The sequence below is a fragment of the Microbacterium sp. J1-1 genome (genome assembly GCF_024498615.1).
Lineage (GTDB): Bacteria > Actinomycetota > Actinomycetes > Actinomycetales > Microbacteriaceae > Microbacterium > Microbacterium aurugineum.
The window spans coordinates 3,359,757-3,381,504 of the sequence record NZ_CP089590.1 but is presented as its reverse complement, the minus strand read 5'-3'; the positions used below and the strand labels follow the sequence as shown (position 1 = coordinate 3,381,504).

At 69.3% G+C, this 21,748-nt stretch carries 18 protein-coding genes; 8 read left to right on the top strand and 10 right to left on the bottom strand.

Annotated elements, in window-relative coordinates; translation table 11 throughout:
- The first annotated feature begins 52 nt into the window (after window positions 1-52).
- Together coaBC and LRQ07_RS16435 are read left to right on the top strand one after the other, a co-directional pair.
- Window positions 53-1,252 carry a bifunctional phosphopantothenoylcysteine decarboxylase/phosphopantothenate--cysteine ligase CoaBC gene (coaBC, locus tag LRQ07_RS16440; protein WP_256535233.1) on the top strand — a complete coding sequence of 400 codons (1,200 nt, stop codon included), beginning with the start codon at window positions 53-55 and terminating at the stop codon, window positions 1,250-1,252.
- Window positions 1,253-1,350: 98 nt separating this feature from the next.
- Window positions 1,351-3,567, top strand: a complete 2,217-nt coding sequence (locus LRQ07_RS16435; RefSeq protein ID WP_153243046.1) for an ATP-dependent Clp protease ATP-binding subunit — start codon at window positions 1,351-1,353, stop codon at window positions 3,565-3,567.
- Between the two features lie 225 nt (window positions 3,568-3,792).
- Here the strand turns inward: LRQ07_RS16435 and LRQ07_RS16430 are convergent, their stop codons facing one another.
- The 3 genes from LRQ07_RS16430 to LRQ07_RS16420 all read right to left on the bottom strand — a co-directional run bounded on the left by LRQ07_RS16430 (window position 3,793) and on the right by LRQ07_RS16420 (window position 6,656).
- A complete protein-coding gene (locus LRQ07_RS16430) occupies window positions 3,793-5,280 on the bottom strand; it encodes a glycosyltransferase (RefSeq protein ID WP_256535232.1) in 1,488 nt (495 codons plus the stop codon).
- 83 nt (window positions 5,281-5,363) lie between these two features.
- The gene (locus LRQ07_RS16425) at window positions 5,364-5,951 is read right to left on the bottom strand and encodes a nitroreductase family protein (protein ID WP_047521123.1); all 588 of its coding nucleotides are present in this window, start codon (window positions 5,949-5,951) and stop codon (window positions 5,364-5,366) included.
- 102 nt (window positions 5,952-6,053) lie between these two features.
- Complete coding sequence (locus LRQ07_RS16420) at window positions 6,054-6,656, bottom strand: TetR/AcrR family transcriptional regulator (RefSeq protein ID WP_232763197.1); 603 nt, start codon at window positions 6,654-6,656, stop codon at window positions 6,054-6,056.
- Between the two features lie 100 nt (window positions 6,657-6,756).
- Between LRQ07_RS16420 and LRQ07_RS16415 the strand changes: the two genes are divergently transcribed.
- Both LRQ07_RS16415 and LRQ07_RS16410 read left to right on the top strand, forming a co-directional pair.
- A complete protein-coding gene (locus LRQ07_RS16415) occupies window positions 6,757-8,214 on the top strand; it encodes an APC family permease (protein ID WP_256535231.1) in 1,458 nt (485 codons plus the stop codon).
- Complete coding sequence (locus tag LRQ07_RS16410) at window positions 8,211-9,920, top strand: amidohydrolase (protein ID WP_256535230.1); 1,710 nt, start codon at window positions 8,211-8,213, stop codon at window positions 9,918-9,920. The genes LRQ07_RS16415 and LRQ07_RS16410 overlap by 4 nt, the downstream gene beginning before the upstream one ends.
- Window positions 9,921-9,948: 28 nt before the next feature.
- On the opposite strand, the gene LRQ07_RS16405 is transcribed toward LRQ07_RS16410, so the two are convergent.
- Window positions 9,949-10,857 (bottom strand): LysR substrate-binding domain-containing protein, encoded by a 909-nt coding sequence (locus LRQ07_RS16405; RefSeq protein WP_256535229.1) that lies wholly within the window; start codon window positions 10,855-10,857, stop codon window positions 9,949-9,951.
- Window positions 10,858-10,991: 134 nt separating this feature from the next.
- On the opposite strand from LRQ07_RS16405, the gene LRQ07_RS16400 reads away from it, so the two are divergent.
- Window positions 10,992-14,462 carry a proline dehydrogenase family protein gene (locus LRQ07_RS16400; RefSeq protein ID WP_256535228.1) on the top strand — a complete coding sequence of 1,157 codons (3,471 nt, stop codon included), beginning with the start codon at window positions 10,992-10,994 and terminating at the stop codon, window positions 14,460-14,462.
- A 97-nt stretch (window positions 14,463-14,559) separates the two neighbouring features.
- On the opposite strand, the gene LRQ07_RS16395 is transcribed toward LRQ07_RS16400, so the two are convergent.
- From LRQ07_RS16395 to LRQ07_RS18535, 6 genes are all read right to left on the bottom strand, one after another.
- Entirely contained in the window at window positions 14,560-15,648 is a 1,089-nt protein-coding gene (locus LRQ07_RS16395; protein ID WP_131494335.1) for an ABC transporter permease, read from the bottom strand.
- Window positions 15,645-16,529: an ABC transporter ATP-binding protein gene (locus LRQ07_RS16390; protein ID WP_256536451.1), complete on the bottom strand. Its 885-nt coding sequence runs from the start codon at window positions 16,527-16,529 to the stop codon at window positions 15,645-15,647. The genes LRQ07_RS16395 and LRQ07_RS16390 overlap by 4 nt, the downstream gene beginning before the upstream one ends.
- A gap of 97 nt (window positions 16,530-16,626) precedes the next feature.
- On the bottom strand, window positions 16,627-17,799 hold the full coding sequence (locus LRQ07_RS16385) for a benzoate/H(+) symporter BenE family transporter (RefSeq protein WP_256535227.1): 1,173 nt from the start codon (window positions 17,797-17,799) through the stop codon (window positions 16,627-16,629).
- Window positions 17,800-17,835: 36 nt separating this feature from the next.
- Window positions 17,836-18,522 (bottom strand): response regulator, encoded by a 687-nt coding sequence (locus LRQ07_RS16380; RefSeq protein ID WP_256535226.1) that lies wholly within the window; start codon window positions 18,520-18,522, stop codon window positions 17,836-17,838.
- Window positions 18,519-19,217 carry a sensor histidine kinase gene (locus LRQ07_RS18540; protein WP_319944133.1) on the bottom strand — a complete coding sequence of 233 codons (699 nt, stop codon included), beginning with the start codon at window positions 19,215-19,217 and terminating at the stop codon, window positions 18,519-18,521. Before LRQ07_RS18540 ends, LRQ07_RS16380 begins: the two co-directional genes overlap by 4 nt.
- A gap of 42 nt (window positions 19,218-19,259) precedes the next feature.
- Window positions 19,260-19,784, bottom strand: coding sequence for a hypothetical protein (locus LRQ07_RS18535; protein ID WP_319944132.1), 525 nt, complete (start codon window positions 19,782-19,784; stop codon window positions 19,260-19,262).
- A 182-nt stretch (window positions 19,785-19,966) separates the two neighbouring features.
- Between LRQ07_RS18535 and LRQ07_RS16370 the strand changes: the two genes are divergently transcribed.
- From LRQ07_RS16370 to LRQ07_RS16360, 3 genes are read left to right on the top strand one after another with little or no spacing between them, the layout of a single operon-like run.
- Window positions 19,967-20,404, top strand: a complete 438-nt coding sequence (locus tag LRQ07_RS16370; RefSeq protein ID WP_047521098.1) for a VOC family protein — start codon at window positions 19,967-19,969, stop codon at window positions 20,402-20,404.
- 1 nt (window position 20,405) lies between these two features.
- Complete coding sequence (locus LRQ07_RS16365) at window positions 20,406-21,083, top strand: winged helix-turn-helix transcriptional regulator (protein WP_256535225.1); 678 nt, start codon at window positions 20,406-20,408, stop codon at window positions 21,081-21,083.
- Between the two features lie 10 nt (window positions 21,084-21,093).
- Window positions 21,094-21,747, top strand: a complete 654-nt coding sequence (locus LRQ07_RS16360) for a dihydrofolate reductase family protein (RefSeq protein WP_256535224.1) — start codon at window positions 21,094-21,096, stop codon at window positions 21,745-21,747.
- Window position 21,748: the final 1 nt, after the last annotated feature.

Genomic DNA, 21,748 nt, shown 5'->3' with positions numbered 1-21,748 from the left:
TTGAGCAAGAGGTGTCGGCCCATGGCGGCGGATGCTGGGGCAGAATCGAGACGTGAACATCGTGGTCGGAGTCACAGGCGGCATCGCCGCCTACAAGACGGTGCACCTCGTGCGCCTGCTCACGAAGGGCGGGCACGACGTGACCGTGGTGCCCACGGAGGACGCCCTGCGTTTCGTGGGGCTCCCGACCTGGGAGGCGATCAGTCGTCATGCGGTCACCACGAGCGTGCACGACGACGTCGCGAAGGTGCGGCACGTCGCCCTGGGGCAGAACGCCGAGCTGGTGATCGTCGCGCCGGCGACGGCGAACTCGATCGCCAAGATGGCCGCCGGGCTCGCCGACGACCTCCTCGGCACGACCCTGCTCGCCACCGAGGCTCCGGTGCTGATCGCCCCGGCGATGCATGCGGAGATGTGGCGGAACCGCGCGACGCAGGCGAACATCACGACGCTGCGGGAGCGCGGTGTGCACGTCGTCGGCCCCGCGGACGGAGAGCTCGCCGGCGGTGACAGCGGCCCCGGCCGGATGTCGGAGCCCGAGGAGATCTTCGCCGCCGCCCAGGCGCTGCTGACTCCTGGCGATCTCGCCGGTGTGCACGTGGTCGTCTCGGCGGGGGGCACCCGCGAGCCGATCGATCCGGTGCGCTTCCTCGGCAATCGCTCCAGTGGCAGGCAGGGGGCGGCCCTCGCTGCGGAGGCCGCCGCCCGAGGTGCTGAGGTGACCCTGGTGTCGGCCAACATCTCGGGCGAGGTGCTCGCCGAGGTGCGGCACCCGTCGATCCGTGTCGTGCCGGTCGGGACGGCGGCAGAGCTCGCCGAGGCGATGAAGCACGAGTCCTCCCTCGCCGATGTGGTCGTGATGGCGGCGGCGGTGGCGGACTATCGACCGGCGGCGGTGTCGGAGCGCAAGCTCACCAAGGAGGGGGGCGGGATCCCCGCCATCGAGCTGGTCGAGAACGAGGACATCGTCGCGGCGCTCGCCTCGCAGCGGCGATCCGGTCAGCTCGTGGTCGGGTTCGCCGCGGAGACCCCGGAGGATGCATCGGAGCTCCTCGCCCGTGCCCGCCGCAAGCAGCAGCGCAAGGGTGTGGACCTGCTCATCGTGAACGAGGTCGGGTGGGAGCGGGGATTCGAGAGCCCCGAGAACGCCGTGCACATCCTCGGACCGCACGGTGCCGACGCGGGCAGTGCATCGGGGTCGAAGCGCGCGGTCGCGGCCGCGATCTGGGATGCGATCGCACGCGCGCGCTGAAGGAATGCTAAACTTGAGTCAAGACCACTCAACTTTAACCCCGCCTTCCGACCCGGCAGGCGAGAGACGACCAGAAGGAGCATCTCCAGGAGGAGCGCATGACCACCCCGCAGACCGGTAGCCAGAATCAAGAACAGCAGTCCGCCCTCGAGCAGTTCGGCATCAACCTCACCGACCGCGCCCGCCAAGGCAAGCTCGACCCCGTGATCGGACGCGACAGCGAGATCCGTCGAGTCAGCCAGGTCCTCACCCGCCGTACGAAGAACAACCCCGTGCTGATCGGGGAGCCCGGCGTCGGCAAGACCGCCGTCGTGGAGGGACTCGCCCAGCGCATCGTCGCGGGTGACGTCGCCGAATCCCTCAAGGACAAGGAGCTGGTCACCCTCGACATCTCCGCCCTCGTGGCCGGTGCCATGTACCGCGGGCAGTTCGAGGAGCGGCTGAAGCAGGTGCTCAAGGAGATCACCGAGTCCGACGGGCAGGTGATCACCTTCATCGACGAGCTGCACGTGCTCATGGGTGCCGGCGGGGGAGAAGGATCCGTCGCCGCCTCCAACATGCTCAAGCCGATGCTGGCCCGTGGTGAGCTGCGGCTGATCGGCGCCACCACGCTCAACGAGTACCGCGAGTTCATCGAGAAGGACGCCGCGCTCGAACGACGCTTCCAGCAGGTCTACGTCGGCGAGCCCACGGTCGAGGACACGATCGCGATCCTCCGTGGCCTCAAGGGGCGGTACGAAGCGCACCACGGGGTCACGATCTCCGACAGCGCCCTCGTGGCGGCCGCCGCGCTCTCGAACCGGTACCTCCCGGCCCGACAGCTGCCCGACAAGGCGATCGACCTGATCGACGAGTCGATGTCCCGGCTCAAGATGGAGATCGACTCCTCGCCCGTCGAGATCGACCAGCTCAAGCGGCAGGTCGATCGGATGAAGCTCGAGGAGCTCGCGCTCAAGCGGGAGAAGGATGCTGCTTCCAAGGAGCGCCTCGGCGTGCTCCGCGAGCACCTGGTCGAGATGGAGAAGGAGCTCGCCGGCCTCGAGTCCCGATGGGCGCGCGAGCGGCAGGGCCTGAACCGGGTCGGTGAGTTGAAGAAGCAACTGGACGACGCGATCACCCAGCGCGATCTCGCGATGCGCAACGCGGACTACACGAAGGCCTCGAAGCTCGAGTACGAGACCATCAAGCGCCTGGAGCGCGACATCGCCGAGGCGGAGCAGGCCGAAGCCGCGACACCCGCCGAGCCGCGCATGGTCAACGAGCAGGTCACCGAAGAGGACATCGCCGCCGTGATCGCCGCGTGGACCGGAATCCCGGTCGGCCGACTGCTGCAGGGCGAGAGCGAGAAGCTGCTGCACCTGGAGAACGAGCTCGGCAAGCGACTGATCGGACAGAAGGATGCCGTCAAGGCCGTGTCCGACGCCGTTCGTCGTTCGCGTGCCGGGATCAGCGACCCCGGTCGCCCGACCGGCTCGTTCCTGTTCCTCGGCCCGACCGGTGTCGGGAAGACCGAGCTGGCCAAGGCGCTCGCGGAGTTCCTGTTCGACGACGAGCACGCCATGGTGCGCATCGACATGTCGGAGTACGGCGAGAAGCACTCGGTGTCCCGTCTCGTCGGCGCCCCTCCGGGGTACGTCGGCTACGAGCAGGGTGGTCAGCTGACCGAGGCCGTGCGTCGTCGGCCGTACAGCGTGATCCTGCTCGATGAGGTCGAGAAGGCCCACCCCGAGGTGTTCGACGTGCTGTTGCAGGTGCTCGACGACGGTCGCCTGACCGACGGCCAGGGTCGTACGGTCGACTTCTCGAATGTGATCCTGATCCTCACATCGAACCTGGGATCGCCGATCCTGATCGACCCGGTGCTCGGACCGGACGAGAAGCGTGACCAGGTCATGGCGCTCGTGCGGCAGGCGTTCCGTCCGGAATTCCTGAACCGACTGGATGACATCGTGATGTTCTCGGCGCTGAGCGAAGACGACCTCGCGCAGATCGTGGAGCTCTCCGTCGACCAGCTGCACGACCGGCTGCGCGACCGTCGCCTCACGCTCGCGGTCACCCCCGATGCGCGGGCCTGGCTCGCTGAGCGCGGCTATGACCCGATGTTCGGAGCCCGACCGCTGCGCCGCCTCATCCAGAGCGAGGTGCAGAACAAGCTGGCGACGGCGTTGCTCTCGGGCGGCGTGCACGACGGCGACACGGTCCGCGTCGACGTGGCCGCAGATGGCTCGGGCCTCGTGCTCACCGCGACGACTCCGGACCCGGAGCCGGAGCCGGAAGACGACGAGGTGATCGAGGCCGAGCTGCTCGACGACTGAGTGGTATCACGACTGAGTGGTATCAGGACTGAGTGGTATCAGGACTGAGCTGTTCGAGCGCCGCGCTGTGCGCGCGCCGCACTGTCTGAAGGAGAACTCACGCTACGAAGGAGGAGATGCGTCAAGGCCTCCTTCAAAGCGTGAGTTCTCCTTCGCGGCGTGTGCGCGCGTGGGGGATGAGGGAAGTGTGTATGTGGGTGGCACCGACCGTGCGGCACCGACCGCTCAGCGGCCGAGCATCCAGAGCGCCCGGCGTCGCAGCGCGCCCGCACGACGGCGCAGGCGCACGGGCAGGGGTTGATCGCGTGCGGCGGCGAACAGCTTCGCGTCGTACACGGCCCGCAGCTCCCGCGACCAGCGTCGGGTGACGGCGTCATCGGAGAACTCCGAGGCGCGGGCCACCGCGCGACGACGCATCGCCTCGACTGCCGCGGGTGGCATGGCCTGCAGGTCGACGATGCGTCGCGCGAGGGCCTGGACGTCGCCGTCCGGGACGAGGAAGCCGTCGACCCCGTCGCTGATCATGTCGGCGGGCCCGTAGCGGATGTCGTAGGCGAGCGGAATGCAACCGGCGGCCATGCTCTCCACGAGCACGAGCGGCAGCCCTTCGGAGGTCGACGTGAGCAGGCTGAATCCCGCGGAACGGAACGCCGAGCGTGCGTCGGGGTCGTATCCGCTCAGGTGCACATGACCGTCGGCGTGCAGGTGCTGGATGCGCGCTTCCAGGGTTGCTTCGCGGGGGCCCTCTCCGATGATGTCGGCATCGATCGTCGAATCGGCGGCGTGCGCGACCGCGACGGCCTCCACCGCGTGTTCGAGTCGCTTGCGGCGGGTGAGCGAGGCGACGACCACGCCGTGCGACGCGTCGCGGGTCACGGCAGCGCGCGGGGGCAGGGCTACGGCGTTCGGGATCGTGCGGATCCGGGCTGTGACGTCGAGCGCGGAGAGATCCTCGACGAGATCGGTGCGCTGTCTCGACGTGAGGACGACGATCTCGTCGAACTCCCCGGCGCGACGCAGCACGGATTCGCGTGTCGCCCGGAGCGTCCCCGGCCGCCCGCCCACGCGATGAGACGCATGGACGATGTGCACCGTGACGACGTTGTCCCGCCGATAGCCTGCGACCGAGCGCGCGGCCGTCTTCGAGTCGACCAGCAGGAAGCTGGGCGCCTTGCCGGTCAGGCGGTCGAACCACCAGCGGTACAGGCCCCACGTCGTGCGCCAGTCCCGTAGCGGTGCGCCGTCCGTCGAATAGAGCACGACCTTCCGGTCGTCGCCGGGGCGCTCGGTGGCGAGCAGCGAGCCGTCGCGGCGGAACCGATCCACCAGCATCCGGCCGGCATCGTCGCGGCGTGCGCGGCTCAGGACGGTGCCGTCGTGGGACGCGACCACGTCGCCCGCCTGCGGCACCAGCAGTTCCGCAGCGGTCGGCGTGATCCCGCGTGGCCGGGGCGACTCCCGACGCAGCTCGTCCCAGAGGTTGCGGATGCGCAGCCCGTCGATGAGTTCACCTGCGGCGTGGAGACGATCCGCGAACTCGGGATAGTCGGGTCGGTCGTCCAGCGTCAGGATGTCCACGTCGACTCCGCCGAGGCGGCGGAACGCCCGCGAGCGCCGAAGCATCGCGCTCGTCATCCCCCCGTGCTGATCGGCGATCCCCCAGGTGAGCGCGAAGTGCCGAGCGGGAGGAAGCTGAGGGTGAGGGCGGAGCACCCGAGCAACCATAGGTTCGACGCTTCTGCGCAGCCTGGGGGATGTCTGTGGCAGCACCCCCAGAGCGGGTGCCCCACCGGGTGTCAGGCGCTGAGGATGACCGACTCGGCGATGGGGCGACGGACGCGCGGCGCGACCTCGCGCTCCTGCAGCACCTCGGGGAGCGCGCTCACGTCACCGAACTCGCCGACCGCGAAGACCGTGACCGGGACGAAGCGCGGTTCGAGGTCGGCGAACTCGCGGACGACCTCAGGGTCGAAGCCGCTCATCTGGTGCACGAGCAGGCCGTCGTGGTGTGCCTGCACCGAGAAGTGCGCGACTGCCTGGCCGAGGTCGTAGAGGGCGTGGGTGAGGGGTGTGCCGTCGGCGGTCGCGGTCTCGGCCACGGCGACGACCAGCACGGCGGCGTTGCCCGCCCAGGCCTGGTTGAAGCCCATCAGCGCGTCGACCACCTGCGCGTGCAGGGCGGTGCCGCGGCGGGCGACGATGAAGCGCCAGGGCTGCGTGTTATTGGCGGACGGGCTCCAACGGGCCGCTTCGAGCGCGGTGGCGAGCTTGGCCTCGTCGATCGTGTTCTGCGCGTCGAAAGCGCGGGGGCTCCAGCGGCCGGCGAGGACGTCGAGGACGGGGTGCTCGGTCGGTGCGGTGCGGTCGATGACGGGAGTGCTCACAGAAGTGCCTTTCGGACGGAGTGGATCGGACTCCATCGTCCGGGTACACGGGACTGAACAGATGCATGTGCATGCATATTCCCGGACTCGAGTGCGCCTCCCTCAGGTGCTCACCGGGCAACCCAGTCGGTCAGCGACAGCGCGCATCGCGGCGGCCGCCTTCGGCACGTTCATCAGCGCGTTGCCGCCCACGATGTGCAGTCCGTAAGCATCCTCCAGGGCCACCATGGTCATCGCGAGCTGCTCGTCGTCGAGTGCCGGAGCGAAGACCCCGCTCTCGCGTCCGGCCGCGATCACGCCACGGTAGGTCGTGAGCTGGCGGAGATAGAGCTTCTGTACGAGTTCATCGTGAAGCGCGGAGTTGCCGGCGAGCACGTCGAACTCGTAGAGCAAGCTCATCAGTGCGTCGTCCGCGCCGTCGGGGAGGCCGGCGTCGATGGCGGCGGCGAGCTGTTCTCGAGGGTCGGCGAGAGCGGCGATCGCTGCATCCCGCTCGTCGCAGAACCGTTGGATTCCTGCGGCATGAGCCTCGACGAGAAGGGCGTCGAGGTCTTCGTAGTAGTACAGGATCGCCCCGCGAGTGAGGCCGGCGGCGGCCGCGACATCGGTGAGCGAGAGCGAGCGCAGACCGTGCTCCTTGCCTGCCGCATACGTCGCGTCGATGAGTGCCGCGCGTCGCTCTTCCTGCCGTCGTGGTCGCGCCATTCCTTGACACTACCCGAGCTGCATGGCACACTCGAGGAATTCTTTGACGTTGGAGTCAAAGAATGCTTCGCCTCGGATCACGATGAAGAGAGTCCCGACGATGTCCCACCCGATTCCACCCTCGAGAGTCCCGGCGCCCGCGCTCGACACGGCAGCGACGACCACGCACGGTGGTCAGCTCTCGCGCTCGCTCGGAGTCGGGGGCAACGTACTCATCACGCTCTCCGGCATCTCCCCGGCCTCCAGCGTCTTCATCCTGGGCGGCGCGGCTTTCGCCGGATACGGCACGGGCGTGTTCTGGGGGTTCATCCTTGCGGGCGTCATCAGCCTGCTGATCGCCCTGTGCTACGCGGAGCTCGGGTCGCGGCATCCGCTCGCCGGTGGGGACTACACCCTGGTCAGCCGGGTGCTGGGGCCGGCGCCCGGTGCTGCGGTGTTCTTCATCAGTCTCATCACGCTGCCGCTGATCATCGCCATCTTCGCGCTCGGCGTCGCCGACTACCTCGGCGTCGCCATCGCGGGGCTCGACCCCTTGTGGACAGCCGTCGTGGTGATCGTGCTCGCCACGATCACCGCCTGCTTCAACATCCGCACCAACGCCTGGGTCACCGGGCTCTTCCTCTTCATCGAGATGGCGGCGCTCGCCTACCTCTCGATCCTCGGTGTGATCCGCATCGAGCGGCCCATCACCGACCTCTTCGATCCGCAAGCACTCGATGCCGCCGGCGGCCTCGCTCCGCTGGGCATCGCCGGACTGGTGCTCGCCGTCACGCAAGGCATCTTCGCCTACAACGGCTACGGTGGCGCGATCTACTTCGCGGAGGAAACGAAGGATGCCCGCCGCACCATCGCCAGGGCTCTGCTGTGGAGCGCGCTGATCACCGTGCTCGCCGAGATCATCCCCCTGACGGCGATCCTGCTGGGAGCCGAGTCGCTGGAGGAGCTCTTCGGTGCAGACCTTCCGGTGGAATCGTTCCTCTCCCAGCGCAGCGGCGACACGGTGACGATGATCATCCTCATCGCGATCGCTCTCGCCATCATCAATGCGATCATCGCGATCGCCCTGCAGGCCGGGCGCCTGCTGTTCGCAGCGGCGCGTGACCAGGCGCTCCCGGCTGCGCTCGCACGCCCCCTCGCCCGCATCTCCCCGCGGACCAAGATGCCCGTCGTGGCGACGATCACGATGGGTGTCATCGCCCTGGTCGGCTGCTTCGTCCCGTTCGACGTGCTCTTGAACGCGACCGGTTCGACCCTCGCCTTCTCTTACGGTTTCATCGCGCTCGCCGCGTTCGTGGTTCGGCGCCAGCGCGACGAAGCCGGAGGCAGCTATCGCATGCCGCTGTGGCCGGTGCCACCCCTCGTGGCGCTGGCCGCGATCGCCACGATCTTCGTGATCGGCCTCCTCGATCCCGCTCAGTGGCTGAGCCTCGGCGTCGCCGCCGGCATCGTCGCGGCGGGATTCCTGTACTACGCGCTGTACCTGCGGGCACACCCGGGCGCCATCCATCTGCTCGAGGCGGACGCATCCGTCGACGAGACCGAGGAGCACAACGCATGACCGTCGACACTCTGATCACCGGTGCGCGCGTGCGCACCTTCGACCCCGTGCAGCCGTGGGCTGAAGTCGTCGGCATCGATGGCGACCGCATCGCCTATGTGGGGCCGGCCTCGGACGCCCCCGCGGCACGCCGCACGATCGATGCGGAGGGGCGGCTGCTCACGCCGGGCATCATCGACAGCCACAACCACCTCCTCCTCGGATTCGATGAGGATGCGGTATCGCTGGAGGGGGCCTCGACGCTGACCGAGGTACGGCGGCGCATCGCCGAGTTCGCCGATCGGAGACCGGATCTCACCTGGATCTGCGCCGAGAACGCCGTGTACTCGATCGTCGATGGCCGCCGCCCGAACGCGGCGGATCTGGAGGGGCTCACCGATCGCCCGGTCTTCGTCACGACCTACGATCAGCACTCGGTGTGGCTCAACAGGCCGGCGCTCGGCATCCTCGGCATCGCCTCCGGCGTCGACATCGCGTGGGGTCGGCCGGAGCGGGAGGAGCGGACGGGGGAGCCGACGGGATGGGTGACCGACTTCTACACGAGCGCCATGACGATCGCCGGACTCGCGGAACTTCAGCGCGACATCCCGATGTACTCGCCGGAGCGCCGCTACCGCAAGCTACTCGCCAGCATGCGCATGGCGACGGCGAGTGGAATCACCACGGCAGTCGAGCCGCAGGTTCCGCTCGCAGAGCTCGGGCTCTTCCAGCGTGCCCTGGCTGCAGGGGAGCTGCCGTCGCGCGTCATCACGGCACTGTTCCACCCGGTCGGGGCCGACGGCGACTTCCGTCGACAGCTGCGGGACGCGGTGCGCGGTGCCGAGGCGGATGCCGACGCCGAGGGACTGCTGCGCCTCGGTCCGCTCAAGCTGTACGCCGACGATGTGATCGAGCCGCACACAGCCCTCATGCTCGACGACTACGCCAATCGGCCCGGTGTGCGCGGCCGACCGAGCTATCCCGGTCGTGAACTCGTGGAGGTGATCAGCGAGCTCGATCGGCTGGGGTTCCAGACCCACACGCATGCGACAGGGGATGCAGGCATCCGTCTGGCGCTCGACGCGATCGAGCAAGCCGCCCAGCGCAACGGCACGAAGGACCGTCGACACGGCGTCGTGCACGTCGAGTGCCTGCATCCGGATGATCTGCCCCGGTTCCGTGAACTCGGCGTGACAGCGGCGATGCAGCCCCGGCACTGCTCCCCGGACCTCGTCGCCGGCACGTGGATGGAGAACATCGGCGAGGATCGCTGGGACCGGGCGTGGCGGTTCCGGAGCCTTCTGGACAGCGGTGCCACCGTCGCCTTCTCGAGCGACTGGCAGGTGGGGGAGATGGATCCGCTCGTCGGGCTGTACTCGGCCGCCACGCGGGCGGGTCTGGACGGTGGGGAGGCGTGGACCACGGCCGAACGGGTCGGTATCGACCGGTCGCTGGAGGCATACACCGTGCACGGTGCGCGGGCTTGGCACGCTGAGAGCGACCGGGGGCGGGTGCGGCGCGGAATGCTCGCGGATCTGGTGGTGTGGTCGGACGACCTCTACCGGCATGAGAACGACCCCGCAGGCCTGCTCGATCAGCATGCTGAGCTCACGGTGGTCGGTGGGCGGATCGCTCACTCCGCGGGAGCGCTCGCGCCGTCGACCGCCCCCCGGTCGGCGGATCCGGTGGCGGCGGGAACGGGCGAAAAGCACGTGCACCGGCACTGATCCTCTTCGGGATCACGCTTCTGGCGCCTCAGTCCGGGAGGTTGTGGGTGGCTGCGTCAGCCAGCGCGCTGCGGACCGCACGGATCGACGGGGCATCCGCCGACACGCGTCGCGCCGAGGAGAAGATCTCGCGCCGCGGGTCATGAGGAAGTGGGGTGAGGTCGACGGTCGGGGTGTCACCCGCCCACACCAGGTCGGGCAGCAGCCCGACGGCGAGCCCCGCATGGATCAGTCGCACATGTGCCGTGAGGTCGGCGATCTCGTAGCGCACGTCCGGTTCGAAGCCGGCCGTGCGGCACAGCTGTTCCGCCCACGCTCGCGAAGCGGTACCGGCGGGCTCGAGCACCCAGGGCTCCCCGCGGGTCGACCACAGTGCGGCGAAGGCATCCGCAGGGGTCGGGGCTCCAGGGCGTCGGGCGAGCGCGATCGAATCATGCGCGAGCTCCACCCTGTCGAGATCCGCGTGGATCGGGCGGGTGCGTCCGGGGTACTGCTCGGCCAGGATCAGGTCGAAGTCCCGGCTGGACACCCCGACGAGGCCGGTCTCCGGGTCGCACTCGGTGACCTCGACGCGCAACGCCGGATGCCGGTCCTTCAGAGCGCGGAGGGCGCGGGGGAGGAGGGAGTGCGCCGTCGACTGGAACACCGCCACGCGTACGGTGCCCGTCACCTCGGTGAGCGATTCGGCGACGGCGACCTCGGCGTGTTCGAGCTGGTCGAGGATGCCGATGGCCTCGGCGACGAGCACGTTCCCCTGCGGGGTGAACTGCACCCCGCGTCCCACTCGACGCAGCAGGGGCACCCCCACATCGCGCTCCAGGGCGCTCAACTGCTGCGACACCGAGGCCTTGCTGTAGGAGAGGGCGTCGGCGACGGCCGACAGCGTTCCGCGCCGAGACAGCTCGACCAGCATCCGCAGCCGATTGACGTCCAGCACGACCGTTCCATCCGTTCAGTCAGAGTGAACAGAATCCACTCGAATCGGTTGATAGACGGAGCCTACCGACTGGCAGGACAATGATCCAGCCGCACACGAAACCCCGGTGTGCGATCACTTGGAAGGTCCCACCGATGCCTGTCGCCGCCGACACCACCACTCCCCGCACCGAAGAGGTCGCCGCCCTCGTGCAGCGCTGGCTCGCCGAGAGCGAGACTCACCCCGTCGAGCCTGCCGCCCAGCGCCTCTCCGAGGTCCTGAAAGACCCGAACGGGCTGGCGTTCACGGTCGGCTTCGTCGACGGCGTGATGCGTCCCGAAGATCTGCGCGTCGCCGGGCGCACGCTCGCCGAGCTGAGCGACATCACCCCGGGTCTGCTGCCCGGCTACCTGCGCGCCGCGATCAAGACGGGCGGCTTCTGGGCGCCCAAGCTGCCCGGTGTCGTCGTGCCGATCTCCCGTCGTGTGCTGCGTGCCATGGTCGGGCACCTGGTGCTCGACGCGACCCCCGCCAAGCTGGGCCCCGCGATCGCGAAGCTCCGCAAGAGCGGAAACCGCCTCAACCTGAACCTCCTCGGCGAAGCCGTGCTGGGCGAGCGTGAAGCAGGACACCGTCTGCGCGGCACCCGTGACTTCCTCGCCCGCGACGACGTCGACTACGTCTCGATCAAGGTCTCGAGCGTCGTCAGCCAGCTCTCGATGTGGTCGTTCGACGAGGCCGTCGCAGACGTCGTCGAGAAGCTCACCCCGCTCTACGAACTGGCGGCTGCGGCCGAGGCCGAGGGCAAGGCGAAGTTCATCAACCTCGACATGGAGGAGTACCGCGACCTCGATCTGACGATCGCGGCCTTCACGAGCATCCTCGACCAGCCGGGGCTCGAGAACCTCGAAGCCGGCATCGTGCTGCAGGCGTATCTGCCGGATGCGCTCGGTGCCATGCAGCACCTGCAGGAGTGGGCCGCCGCCCGCCGCGCCAAGGGCGGAGCGCCGATCAAGGTGCGCGTGGTCAAGGGCGCGAACCTCGCGATGGAGGAGGTCGACGCGGCGATCCACGGCTGGCCGCTCGCCACCTACGGCACCAAGCAGGATTCCGACACCAACTACAAGCGGGTGCTCGACTGGGCCATGACGCCGGAGCGCCTGGACGCCGTGCGCATCGGCATCGCAGGGCACAACCTGTTCGACATCGCCTACACGTGGCTGCTCGCCCAGGCACGGGGAGTGGCGGATCCGACGGGTGCGGACCCGCTGGTCGAGTACGAGATGCTGCTCGGCATGGCGACCGGGCAGGCCGAGGCCGTCCGCAAGGACGTCGGTCGCCTCCTGCTCTACACGCCGGTCGTGAACCCGGCCGAATTCGATGTGGCGATCGCCTACCTGGTGCGTCGTCTCGAGGAGAACGCCAGCTCCGAGAACTTCATGTCGGCGGTGTTCGAACTGGCCTCGAACCCGACCCTGCTGACCCGGGAGCGGGAGCGCTTCGAGCGGTCGCTGGCCGCGCTCGCGACGGATGAGCCCGGGTTCGTCCCCGGTCCGCACCGTGTGCAGGACCGCACCGCAGAGGCAGACGCCGCAACGACCGACGGCTTCCGGAACCAGGCCGACACCGATCCTGCGATCGCGGCCAACCGCGCGTGGGGACGGGCGATCCTCGGTCGATCGGTCGGATCGACCCTCGGGCTGGACACGATCGCGATCGCCAAGGTCGAGACGGAAGCCGAATTGGACGGCATCTTCACCGCGGCGACCGCCGCGGCCGAGAAGTGGGCCGCCCTCCCCGCTGCCGAGCGCGCCGCCGTGCTGCACCGCGCCGGGGACGAACTCGCGGCTCGTCGCGGGCAGCTCCTGGAGATCATGGCCCACGAGGCGGGCAAGACCATCGCCGAAGGCGACCCGGAGGTGAGCGAGGCCATCGACTTCGCGCACTACTACGCCGAGCGTGCGAAGGACCTCGAGACCGTCTCGGGTGCGGAGTTCGTGCCGTCGAAGGTCACCGTGGTCACGCCGCCGTGGAATTTCCCGGTCGCGATCCCCGCCGGCGGGGTGCTCGCGGCGCTGGCCTCGGGCTCGGCCGCCATCATCAAGCCCGCGAAGCTGACGCAGCGCTGCGGTGCCGTGATGGTCGAGGCGCTGTGGGCCGCCGGTGTGCCGCGCGATCTGCTCGCGCTCGTCGACCTGGCCTCCCGTGACCTCGGCACCCGCCTGGTCGCCGGACCCGCGGTGGATCGGGTGATCCTCACCGGGGCGTACGAGACGGCGCAGCTGTTCCGCTCCTTCCGCCCCGACCTGCCGCTCCTCGCCGAGACGAGCGGGAAGAACGCGATCATCGTCACGCCGTCCGCCGACCTCGACCTGGCCGCCGCCGACGTCGCTCGCAGCGCGTTCGGGCACGCGGGGCAGAAGTGCTCCGCGGCATCCCTCGCGATCCTCGTCGGATCGGTCGCCGACTCGAAGCGGTTCGAGCGTCAGCTCGTCGATGCCGTCACGTCGATGCGCGTGGGTCTGCCCGATGACCCCGCCACCCAGATGGGTCCGATCATCGAGCCCGCCGACGGCAAGCTGCTCAGGGCGCTCACGACGCTCGAGAAGGGTGAGCGCTGGCTCGTCGAGCCGCGAAAGCTCGACGCCGAGGGCCGGCAGTGGACGCCGGGTGTGAAGACCGGTGTGCGCGAGGGGTCGTACTTCCACCTGACCGAGTTCTTCGGCCCGGTGCTGGGCATCATGCACGCCAAGGACCTCGACGAGGCGCTGCGCCTGCAGAACGCGGTCGACTACGGCCTCACGGCCGGCATCCACTCGCTCGACTCCGGTGAGGTCACCACGTGGCTCGACCGCGTCGAGGCGGGCAACCTCTACGTGAACCGCGGCATCACCGGTGCGATCGTGCAGCGTCAGCCGTTCGGAGGGTGGAAGCGCTCGGCCGTGGGGGCGGGCGCGAAGGCCGGCGGACCCAACTATCTCCACGGCCTCGGCGAGTGGGTTCCGGCGGAGCTTCCCGCTGTCTCCCCCGGTGCCGCCGTCGCTCCGGCCGTCGCCGCCCTGCTCGACGCCGCGGGGGCGGATGTCGATGCGACCGCGTCGGACTGGCTGCGGCGCGCCGCCGCATCCGATGAGCGCGCCTGGATCGACGAGTTCGGCGCCGTGTCGGACAAGTCCGGCCTCGGGGTCGAGCGCAACCTCTTCCGCTACCGCCCGGTCGCGGTCGACGTGCGCATCTCCGAGGACGCGGTGGTCGCAGACGGGGTCCGTGTGCTCGCAGCCGCCCTCCGCAGTGGCAGCCCGTTCACGGTGTCGGCGCCGGCGTTGCCCGCCCGCATCGAGAAGGTGCTGCGTGCGCAGGGCGTGACCGTGAAGCGCGAGTCGGATGCCGCATGGACCACGCGCTACGCCAAGGCGGCGAACACGTGGCAGCGGGTCCGTCTGGTCGGTGGCGACGCCTCGGCGCTGTTCGAGGCGCTCGAGGGCAGCCCGGACGTGGCGGTGTGGTCGCATGCCGTGACCGGCGCCGGCCGCGTCGAGATGCTCCCGTTCCTGCACGAGCAGGCCGTGTCGATCACGAACCACCGTTTCGGCAACCCCACCACCCTCGGCGACGACGTGATCTGATCGCGCGAGACCCCCGCTGAGCGCCGAAACCCCCTGCTGCCGACGTCGGCAGCAGGGGGTTTCGGCACTCAGACGGGGTGTCGGCGGTGGGTGCGTGTCAGCCGCGCAGGGCCTCCGAGAGCTTGACCCGTGAGCCCATGCGCAGGAGCGAGTTCTCGTAGATCTTCGCGCCGATGACGATCGCCGCCACACAGCTGGCGAGCAGGATCACCAGGCTCAGCAGCGGCTCCCACCACTGCGCCTCACCGACGAACAGGCGCATCGGCATACCGACCGGAGCGGAGAACGGCACGTACGACATGATCGTCAGCACCAGCGGGTTGTCGTTGAAGACGATGACCAGGATGTACGGGGCCATGATCAGCATCGTGATCGGTGTGGTCGTGGAGCCGATGTCCTCCTGTCGCGAGACCATCGACGCCGCAGCCGCGAACATCGCCGCCAGCAAGATGAACCCGAACAGGAAGAAGACCGCGAACCAGATGATCGGCGACCCGAGCGTGGTGAGCACCTCGCGCTGACCCGTGACGATCAGACCGATCGTCGCCACCGCCGCCAGGGCGAGGATCTGCCCCATCGCCAGCACCGTGTTGCCGATCACCTTCCCGGCGAGCAGCGTCCGCGCCGGGATCGCCGAGAGCAGCACCTCGACCACGCGCGTCTGCTTCTCCTCCACGACGCTCTGCGCGATCGTGCCGCCGAACGTCGCCGCGGCCATCATGAACACGAGTCCGAAGGCGATCGCGATGAAGTAGCGCAGGAGAGGGTTGGTCGTCGCCGGCTCCAGGATGACGACCTCGGGGGAGATCGACAACGCCGAGACGAGCGAGCCCGGGGCGTCCTGCAGCGCGATGATCGTGTAGCCGGAGGGGCCGTCGCCCGGGAGCACCGCGGCATCGACCTCGTCATCGCGGACGAGCTTCTCGGCGGCGGCCTGGTCGGACACCTCGGTGACTTCGACGTTCGGGAGGGCGGACACGGCGGCCGCGGTCTCGGCGGTCGCGGCGACCGGCATCGCGTCGGTGTTCTTGCTCGCGAAGCCACCGAGGATGATGCCGGCGAGGGCGAGCACCAGCAGGATGCCGGTGGAGATCAGGAAGGCCTTGCTGCGCAGCTTCGATCCGATCTCGCGTTCGGCGACGAGCCAGATGCCGTTGGGGCTGCGGACGGGGGTCGGAGCGCTCATCGGATGACCTCCTTGAAGATCTGGGCGAGGGACGGATGCTTGGGGGCGAAGCTCGCGACGTCTCCGCGCTGCACCGCGGACTGGAGCACCCGCTGAGCGGTCTCGGGACCGTCCGCGTCGAACAGCGCGTACCCGCCCTCGAAGTCGACGACCGTCACGCCGGGTTCGGTGCGCAACCAGCCGGCGTCACCTGCCGAGACCAACTCGTAGCGGTCACGGGCGTGCTCGGCGCGCAGTGCGTCGCGGGAACCGGCCGCGCGGATCGTGCCACCGGCGAGGATGACGAGGTCGTCGCACAGGCGCTCGACCACGTCGAGCTGGTGGGACGAGAAGAGGATGGATGCGCCCTTCGCGGCGCTGGACTGCAGGACACCGGCGACCACGTCGACCGCGAGGGGGTCGAGGCCGGAGAACGGCTCGTCGAGGATCAGCACCTCGGGGTCATGCACGAGTGAGGCGGCGATCTGCGCACGCTGCTGGTTGCCCAGCGACAGGGACTCGATCGTGTCGTTCAGCCGTTCGCCGAGGCCCAGCTCGGTGAGCAGAGTCGTCGCTCGCCCGGTGGCATCCTGCTTGCTGAAGCCGTGCAGCCGCGCGAGGTACACGATCTGCTCGAGCACCTTCATCTTGGGGTAGAGACCGCGTTCCTCGGGCATGTAGCCGAAGCGCCGGCGATCCTCCGCGGTGACCGGCGCCCCGTCCAGGGTGACGTCGCCACCGTCTGAAGAGAGCAGGCCGAGGACGATGCGCATGGTGGTGGTCTTGCCGGCGCCGTTGCCGCCGACGAAGCCCGTCAGTCGCCCGGGGGCGACCGTGAAGGACACGTCATCGAGCACGCGCCGAGAGCCGTAGCTCTTGGTGATGCCGGAGAGTTCGAGCATTCCTGTGGTCATGTCTTCACGCTACGGACCGGGGGCATTCCACGGCATCCCCCCTGCGGCGGAGTCCGTGGGATCACCCGTCCGGGGGAGGAGGGGATCAGGAGCGCCCTGCGTGCAGCACCGTGCGCACCAGGAGCCCGGCGATGAGCGCCCAGAACGCGGCGCTGACGCCGAGCACCGCGATCCCGGAGGCGGCCACCAGGAAGGTCACCACGGCGGGGATGCGCTCGCCGGGATCGTCGATGGCCTGCTGCACCGACGATCCGAAAGCGGCGAAGAGCGCCAGACCGGCCACCGCGGGGATCACCGCCGTGGGCGCGAGCACCACGAGCGCGGCGAACGCGGCGGAGAACACCGCCAGCACGAGGTACGACGCCCCGGTCGAGACGCCGGCGACCCAGCGACGTTTCGGGTCGGGATCGGCATCCGGTGAGGCGGCGAGCGCGGCGCTGATCGCGGCGAGGTTGATCGCGTGCCCACCGGCGGTGGCGCCGAGCGCGGTGCCGACACCCGTCACGAGCATCGCCGGACGCCACGGCACTTCGTATCCGAAGCTGCGCATGATCGCGATCCCCGGGACGTTCTGCGAGGCCATCGTCACGATGAACAGGGGGAGGGCGAGACCGACCAGCGCGCCGACCGTGAACGTCGGGGCGGTGAACTCGAGGCGCGGCAGGAGCAGCGCGGCGTCGAAGGTCGTGCCCGCGCCGATCAGTGACACCGCGACCACCGCGGTCGCCGCCACGAAGGCGAACGGTACCGCCCAGCGCGGCGCGAGGCGGGCGAACACCAGCCAGGTGAGCACGACCGGCACCACGCCCCAGGGGTTCGCGACGATGCCCGTGATCGGCGCCAGGCACAGCGGCAGCAGGACACCGGCGAGCATGGCCTGCGCGATCGACGGGGGGATGCGCGCGATCAGGGCGCCGAGCGCGGGCCAGAGAGCCGTGAGCAGGATCAGCGCGGCGGTGACCAGGAACGCGCCGACCGCCGCCGACCAGCCGCCCTCGACGGTGCCGGTCGCGACGAGGAGTGCCGCACCCGGTGTGGACCACGCGACCGTGATCGGCATCCGATACCGCCACGCGAGCACCACACACGCGAGTCCCATCGTGAGGCTGACCGCGAGGAGTCCGCTCGCCGCCTGCGCCGCGTCCGCTCCCACGGCGTCGAGCCCGGTCAGCACGACGGCGAAGGAGCTGGTGAATCCGACGAGTGCCGTCACGACCCCCGCCAGGATCGGACGGGACAGGGGTGCGGCTTCGGGCATGGCTCCGAGGCTAGCGCGCGCGGTGGGCCGCGGTGCTCACGCCAGACCCATGCGATGCGCGAGGACCACCGCCTGCACCCGGTCGCGCGCGCCGAGCTTCTGCAGGATGCGGGAGACATGCGTCTTCACCGTGGCTTCACCGATGAACAGCGCCTTGGCGATCTCGGAGTTGCTGCGGGCGTCGGCGAGCAGCGTCAGCACCTCGGCCTCGCGCTCGGTGAGGGGTTCGGCGAGGGTGAGCTTCGGGATCGCGGCGCTCTCGATCGAGGGGGCCGCGATCGGCTGTGCGGGGGCGGCGGCGAACCGTGCCAGGACGCGGCGTGTGACCTCGGGGGCGAGCATCCCGTCGCCGGCGGCGAGCGCGCGGACGGCGGCGATCAGGTCTTCGGCACCGGCGTTCTTGAGCAGGAAGCCACTGGCTCCCGCATCCAGTGCCTGGTACAGGTAGTCGTCGCGATCGAACGTGGTGACGATCGCGATGGCCGCGGTGATCTCCGGGTCGGCGACGATTCGTCGGGTCGCCTCGATACCGTCCATGTCGGGCATCTGCACGTCCATCGTGATGACGTCGGGGCGCAGCGCGGATGCCTGAGCGACGGCCTCCGCGCCCGAGGACGCTTCGCCCACCACGGTGATGTCGGGCTGGGTGTCGAGGATGGTGCGGAAGCCCGCGCGCAGCAGCGCATGGTCATCGACCAGCAGCACACGGAACGGGCCGTTCATCGGCGCGCTCCCGCCCGGTCCGGGGTCGGAAGCGGCACCCTGGCCCGCACGCGCACCCCGCCGAGCGGCCGGGAGGTCACCTCGAGAGTGCCGCCGGATGCCGCGGCGCGTTCTCGCATTCCCAGCTGACCGAGCCCCGGACGCACGTGGGTGACCGCGCGCCCCGTGTTCACGATCTCGATCTCGACGCCGTCGTCGTCGTAGCGCACACGGACGTCGGCGGTGGCACCGGAGCCCGCATGGCGACGGGCGTTCGTCAGCGACTCCTGTGCGATCCGGTACAGGTTCACGGCAACGAGGGAGGGAACCGGGACGGGGTCGCCGATCACGGCATAGTCGGTCGGCAGCCCCGCCTCGGTCGATGCTTCGGCGAGCGCGGCGATGTCGTCGAGGGTGAGCGTGGAGGCGGTGTCGGTGGCCTCGCCGCCGGGCGTGCGCAGAGTCTCCAGCAGTTGGCGCAGCTCGTGGATCGCGTCGCGCGCCGACCCCTCGATGCCGGAGAGGATGCGTGCGGCCTCGGTGGTGTCGCGATCGAGCACCAGACGCGCCGCCCCCGCCTGCACGCCCATCACCGAGACGTGGTGGGCGACGACGTCGTGCAGCTCGCGGGCGATCCGCACCCGGTCGAGGGCGACGGCCTGTGCCGCCGTGACCTCGCGCTCGCGTTCCAGCTCGACCGTGCGATCTTCGAGCACCGACCGCTGCTCCGCGGCCGCCCACGAGCGCTCGCCGAAGTATTACGCACCGCCGAAGTAGAGCACGTTCAGCAGGAGCTGGATGAGCATGAACGCGACGTAGGGTGACATGGCCCCGGCGATGACATCGGCGTCGTCCGCCTCCGTGATCGCATCGCGGTACATCGTGATCAGCAGCCACACGAACATGCCGACGATGATCGCCACCCGCACGATCAGTGCACGCCGGCGGTCGTTCATCCAGGCGCCGACCGTGTACAGGGCGATGAACATCGCCATGTTCCCGACATAGATCTCGGGAACCCGCACGGTGACGGCGGCGAAGTAGGCGACGGAGACGACCACCGCGACGGTGCCGGGCCAACGACGACGGAAGGCGAGAGGGATGGCGACGACGACCGCGTACACGAGCGCGGTCCACAGGTCGGCCTGCTCGTCGCCGTACACCTGCGCGATCGAGGACAGGGCTGCGCTGAGGATCGCGCCGACGAAGAGTGCGAGCGCCAGGAAGAGGTCGTTGCGCCGTTCGCGTTCGGTCGGCGTGCGGGTGAACGGTTCGGCGGCCATCCCTCCACCGTAGGGCGGGGCGTCTGCCGTGGCATCCCCCTGGCGGCGGATCGGTGGGTAGGGACGATTGCTTGCCAGCGATTACTTGCTATTGACAAGCAAAGTTGTTTTTTGCAAGCTTGTCGACAGGGGCTCACGATCGATGGGTCCACACCGATATCCACACCGACAAGGGAGTCGACATGACCAAGGTCTTCGTGAATCTGCCCACCCGTGACCTCGAACGCGCCAAGGCCTTCTACGTGGCGCTGGGCTGTGAGATCAGCCCTCCGTTCACCGACGAGAACGCCGCGTGCGTCGTGTGGAGCGAGGACATCTACTTCATGATCCTCCGGCGTGAGTACTTCGAGACGTTCACCGACAAGCCCATCGCCGACCCGAACGACGTTCTGCAGGTGTCGGTCGCGTTCAGCCAGGATTCGCGCGAGGAGGTCGACGCGATCCTCGCCAAGGGCCTGGCCGCCGGTGGATCCGAGCCGAAGCCCGCGCAGGACTACGGCTTCATGTATTCGCGCGACCTCGACGACCCGGACGGCAACTCCCTCGGCTTCCTCTACATGACCCCCGAAGCCGTCGAGAACGGGCCGGACCACGTGGCCGACACCGCCGCGTCGGCCTGACATGGCGGCGCGCAGCTACGGTCAATACTGCGGTGTGACGACGGCGGTCGAGCTGATCGGGGAGCGGTGGGCATTGCTCATCGTCCGTGATCTGCTCGTCGGACCCCGTCGCTACACCGACCTCAAGCAGGGCCTGCCGCGCATTCCGACCAACATCCTGTCCACCCGGCTGAAGGATCTCCAGGAGGGTGGGGTCGTACGGCGGGTACCGCTGCTCAATTGCGGGCTCGTGTACGAACTCACCCCGTACGGGCGCTCGTTCGAGCCGATCATGCTCGCCCTCGGACGATGGGGGTTCCAGGCGATGGGGGATCCCGCAGAGGGTGACGTCGTCACGCCCGACTCGCTCACGATGGCCCTGCGCACGGCGTTCCAGGCGGAATCCGCCATGGATGCCGAGTACGAGCTGCATGTCGGCGACGTCGCCCTCCGTGCGTCCGTGCACGACGGCGAGCTCCGGGTCGCGCAGATCGCACCTCCGGCGCCGCCGGTCGGCGGACGTCTTCCCGACGGCGCTCCGGACGCGGTGATCGTCGCCGGACCCGGCATCCGTCGTCTCATCGGCGGCGATGTCACCCCGGCAGAGGCCCTCGCGCAGGACATCGTCGCGGTCGTCCGGGGCGACGAATCGCTGCTGGACTCGTTCGCCGACACCTTCCGCATCGCACGACTGACCTAGGGAGCACGACATGAACAGCCCGTATCCCGATGAACAACAGGCATCCGGCCGCATCCTGATCGATCTCTTCACCTCCCTCGACGGCGTCGCTCAGGGGCCGGGCGGCACCGATGAGGACCCCTCCGGCGGTTTCCGGTTCAGCGGCTGGCAGGCCGGATACCCCTCGTCCGGTGTCGGGCCCGAGATCGAGAAGGGCATGCGCGGGCTCGACGCGCTGCTGCTCGGCCGGCGCACGTACGACATCTTCGCCGCATACTGGCCGCATCACACCTCGGGCGAGTCCGGCGACATCGGCAGGCTCTTCAACCGCGTGCCCAAGTACGTCGCGACCCGGGATGCGAATCTCACGCTCGACTGGGAGGGCAGCACGCGCGTCGGTGCCGACCTCGCCGCGGAGGTCGCGGCGATGAGGGCGGCCCACCGCGAAGTGCACGTGATCGGCAGCATCGACTTCGTCCACACGCTGCTCGCCGAGGGGCTCTTCGACGAGCTGAACCTCTGGGTGTATCCGCTGCTGCTCGGCCCGGGCAAGAAGGTGTTCGACGACGATGCGCTTCCCTCGGTGCTGCGGTTGTTGGAGCCGCCGATCGTCGACGAGGCCGGAGTGACGCTGCTCCGCTACGCGCGGACCGATCGGGTGCCGCAGGTCGGGACGTTCGAGTGAG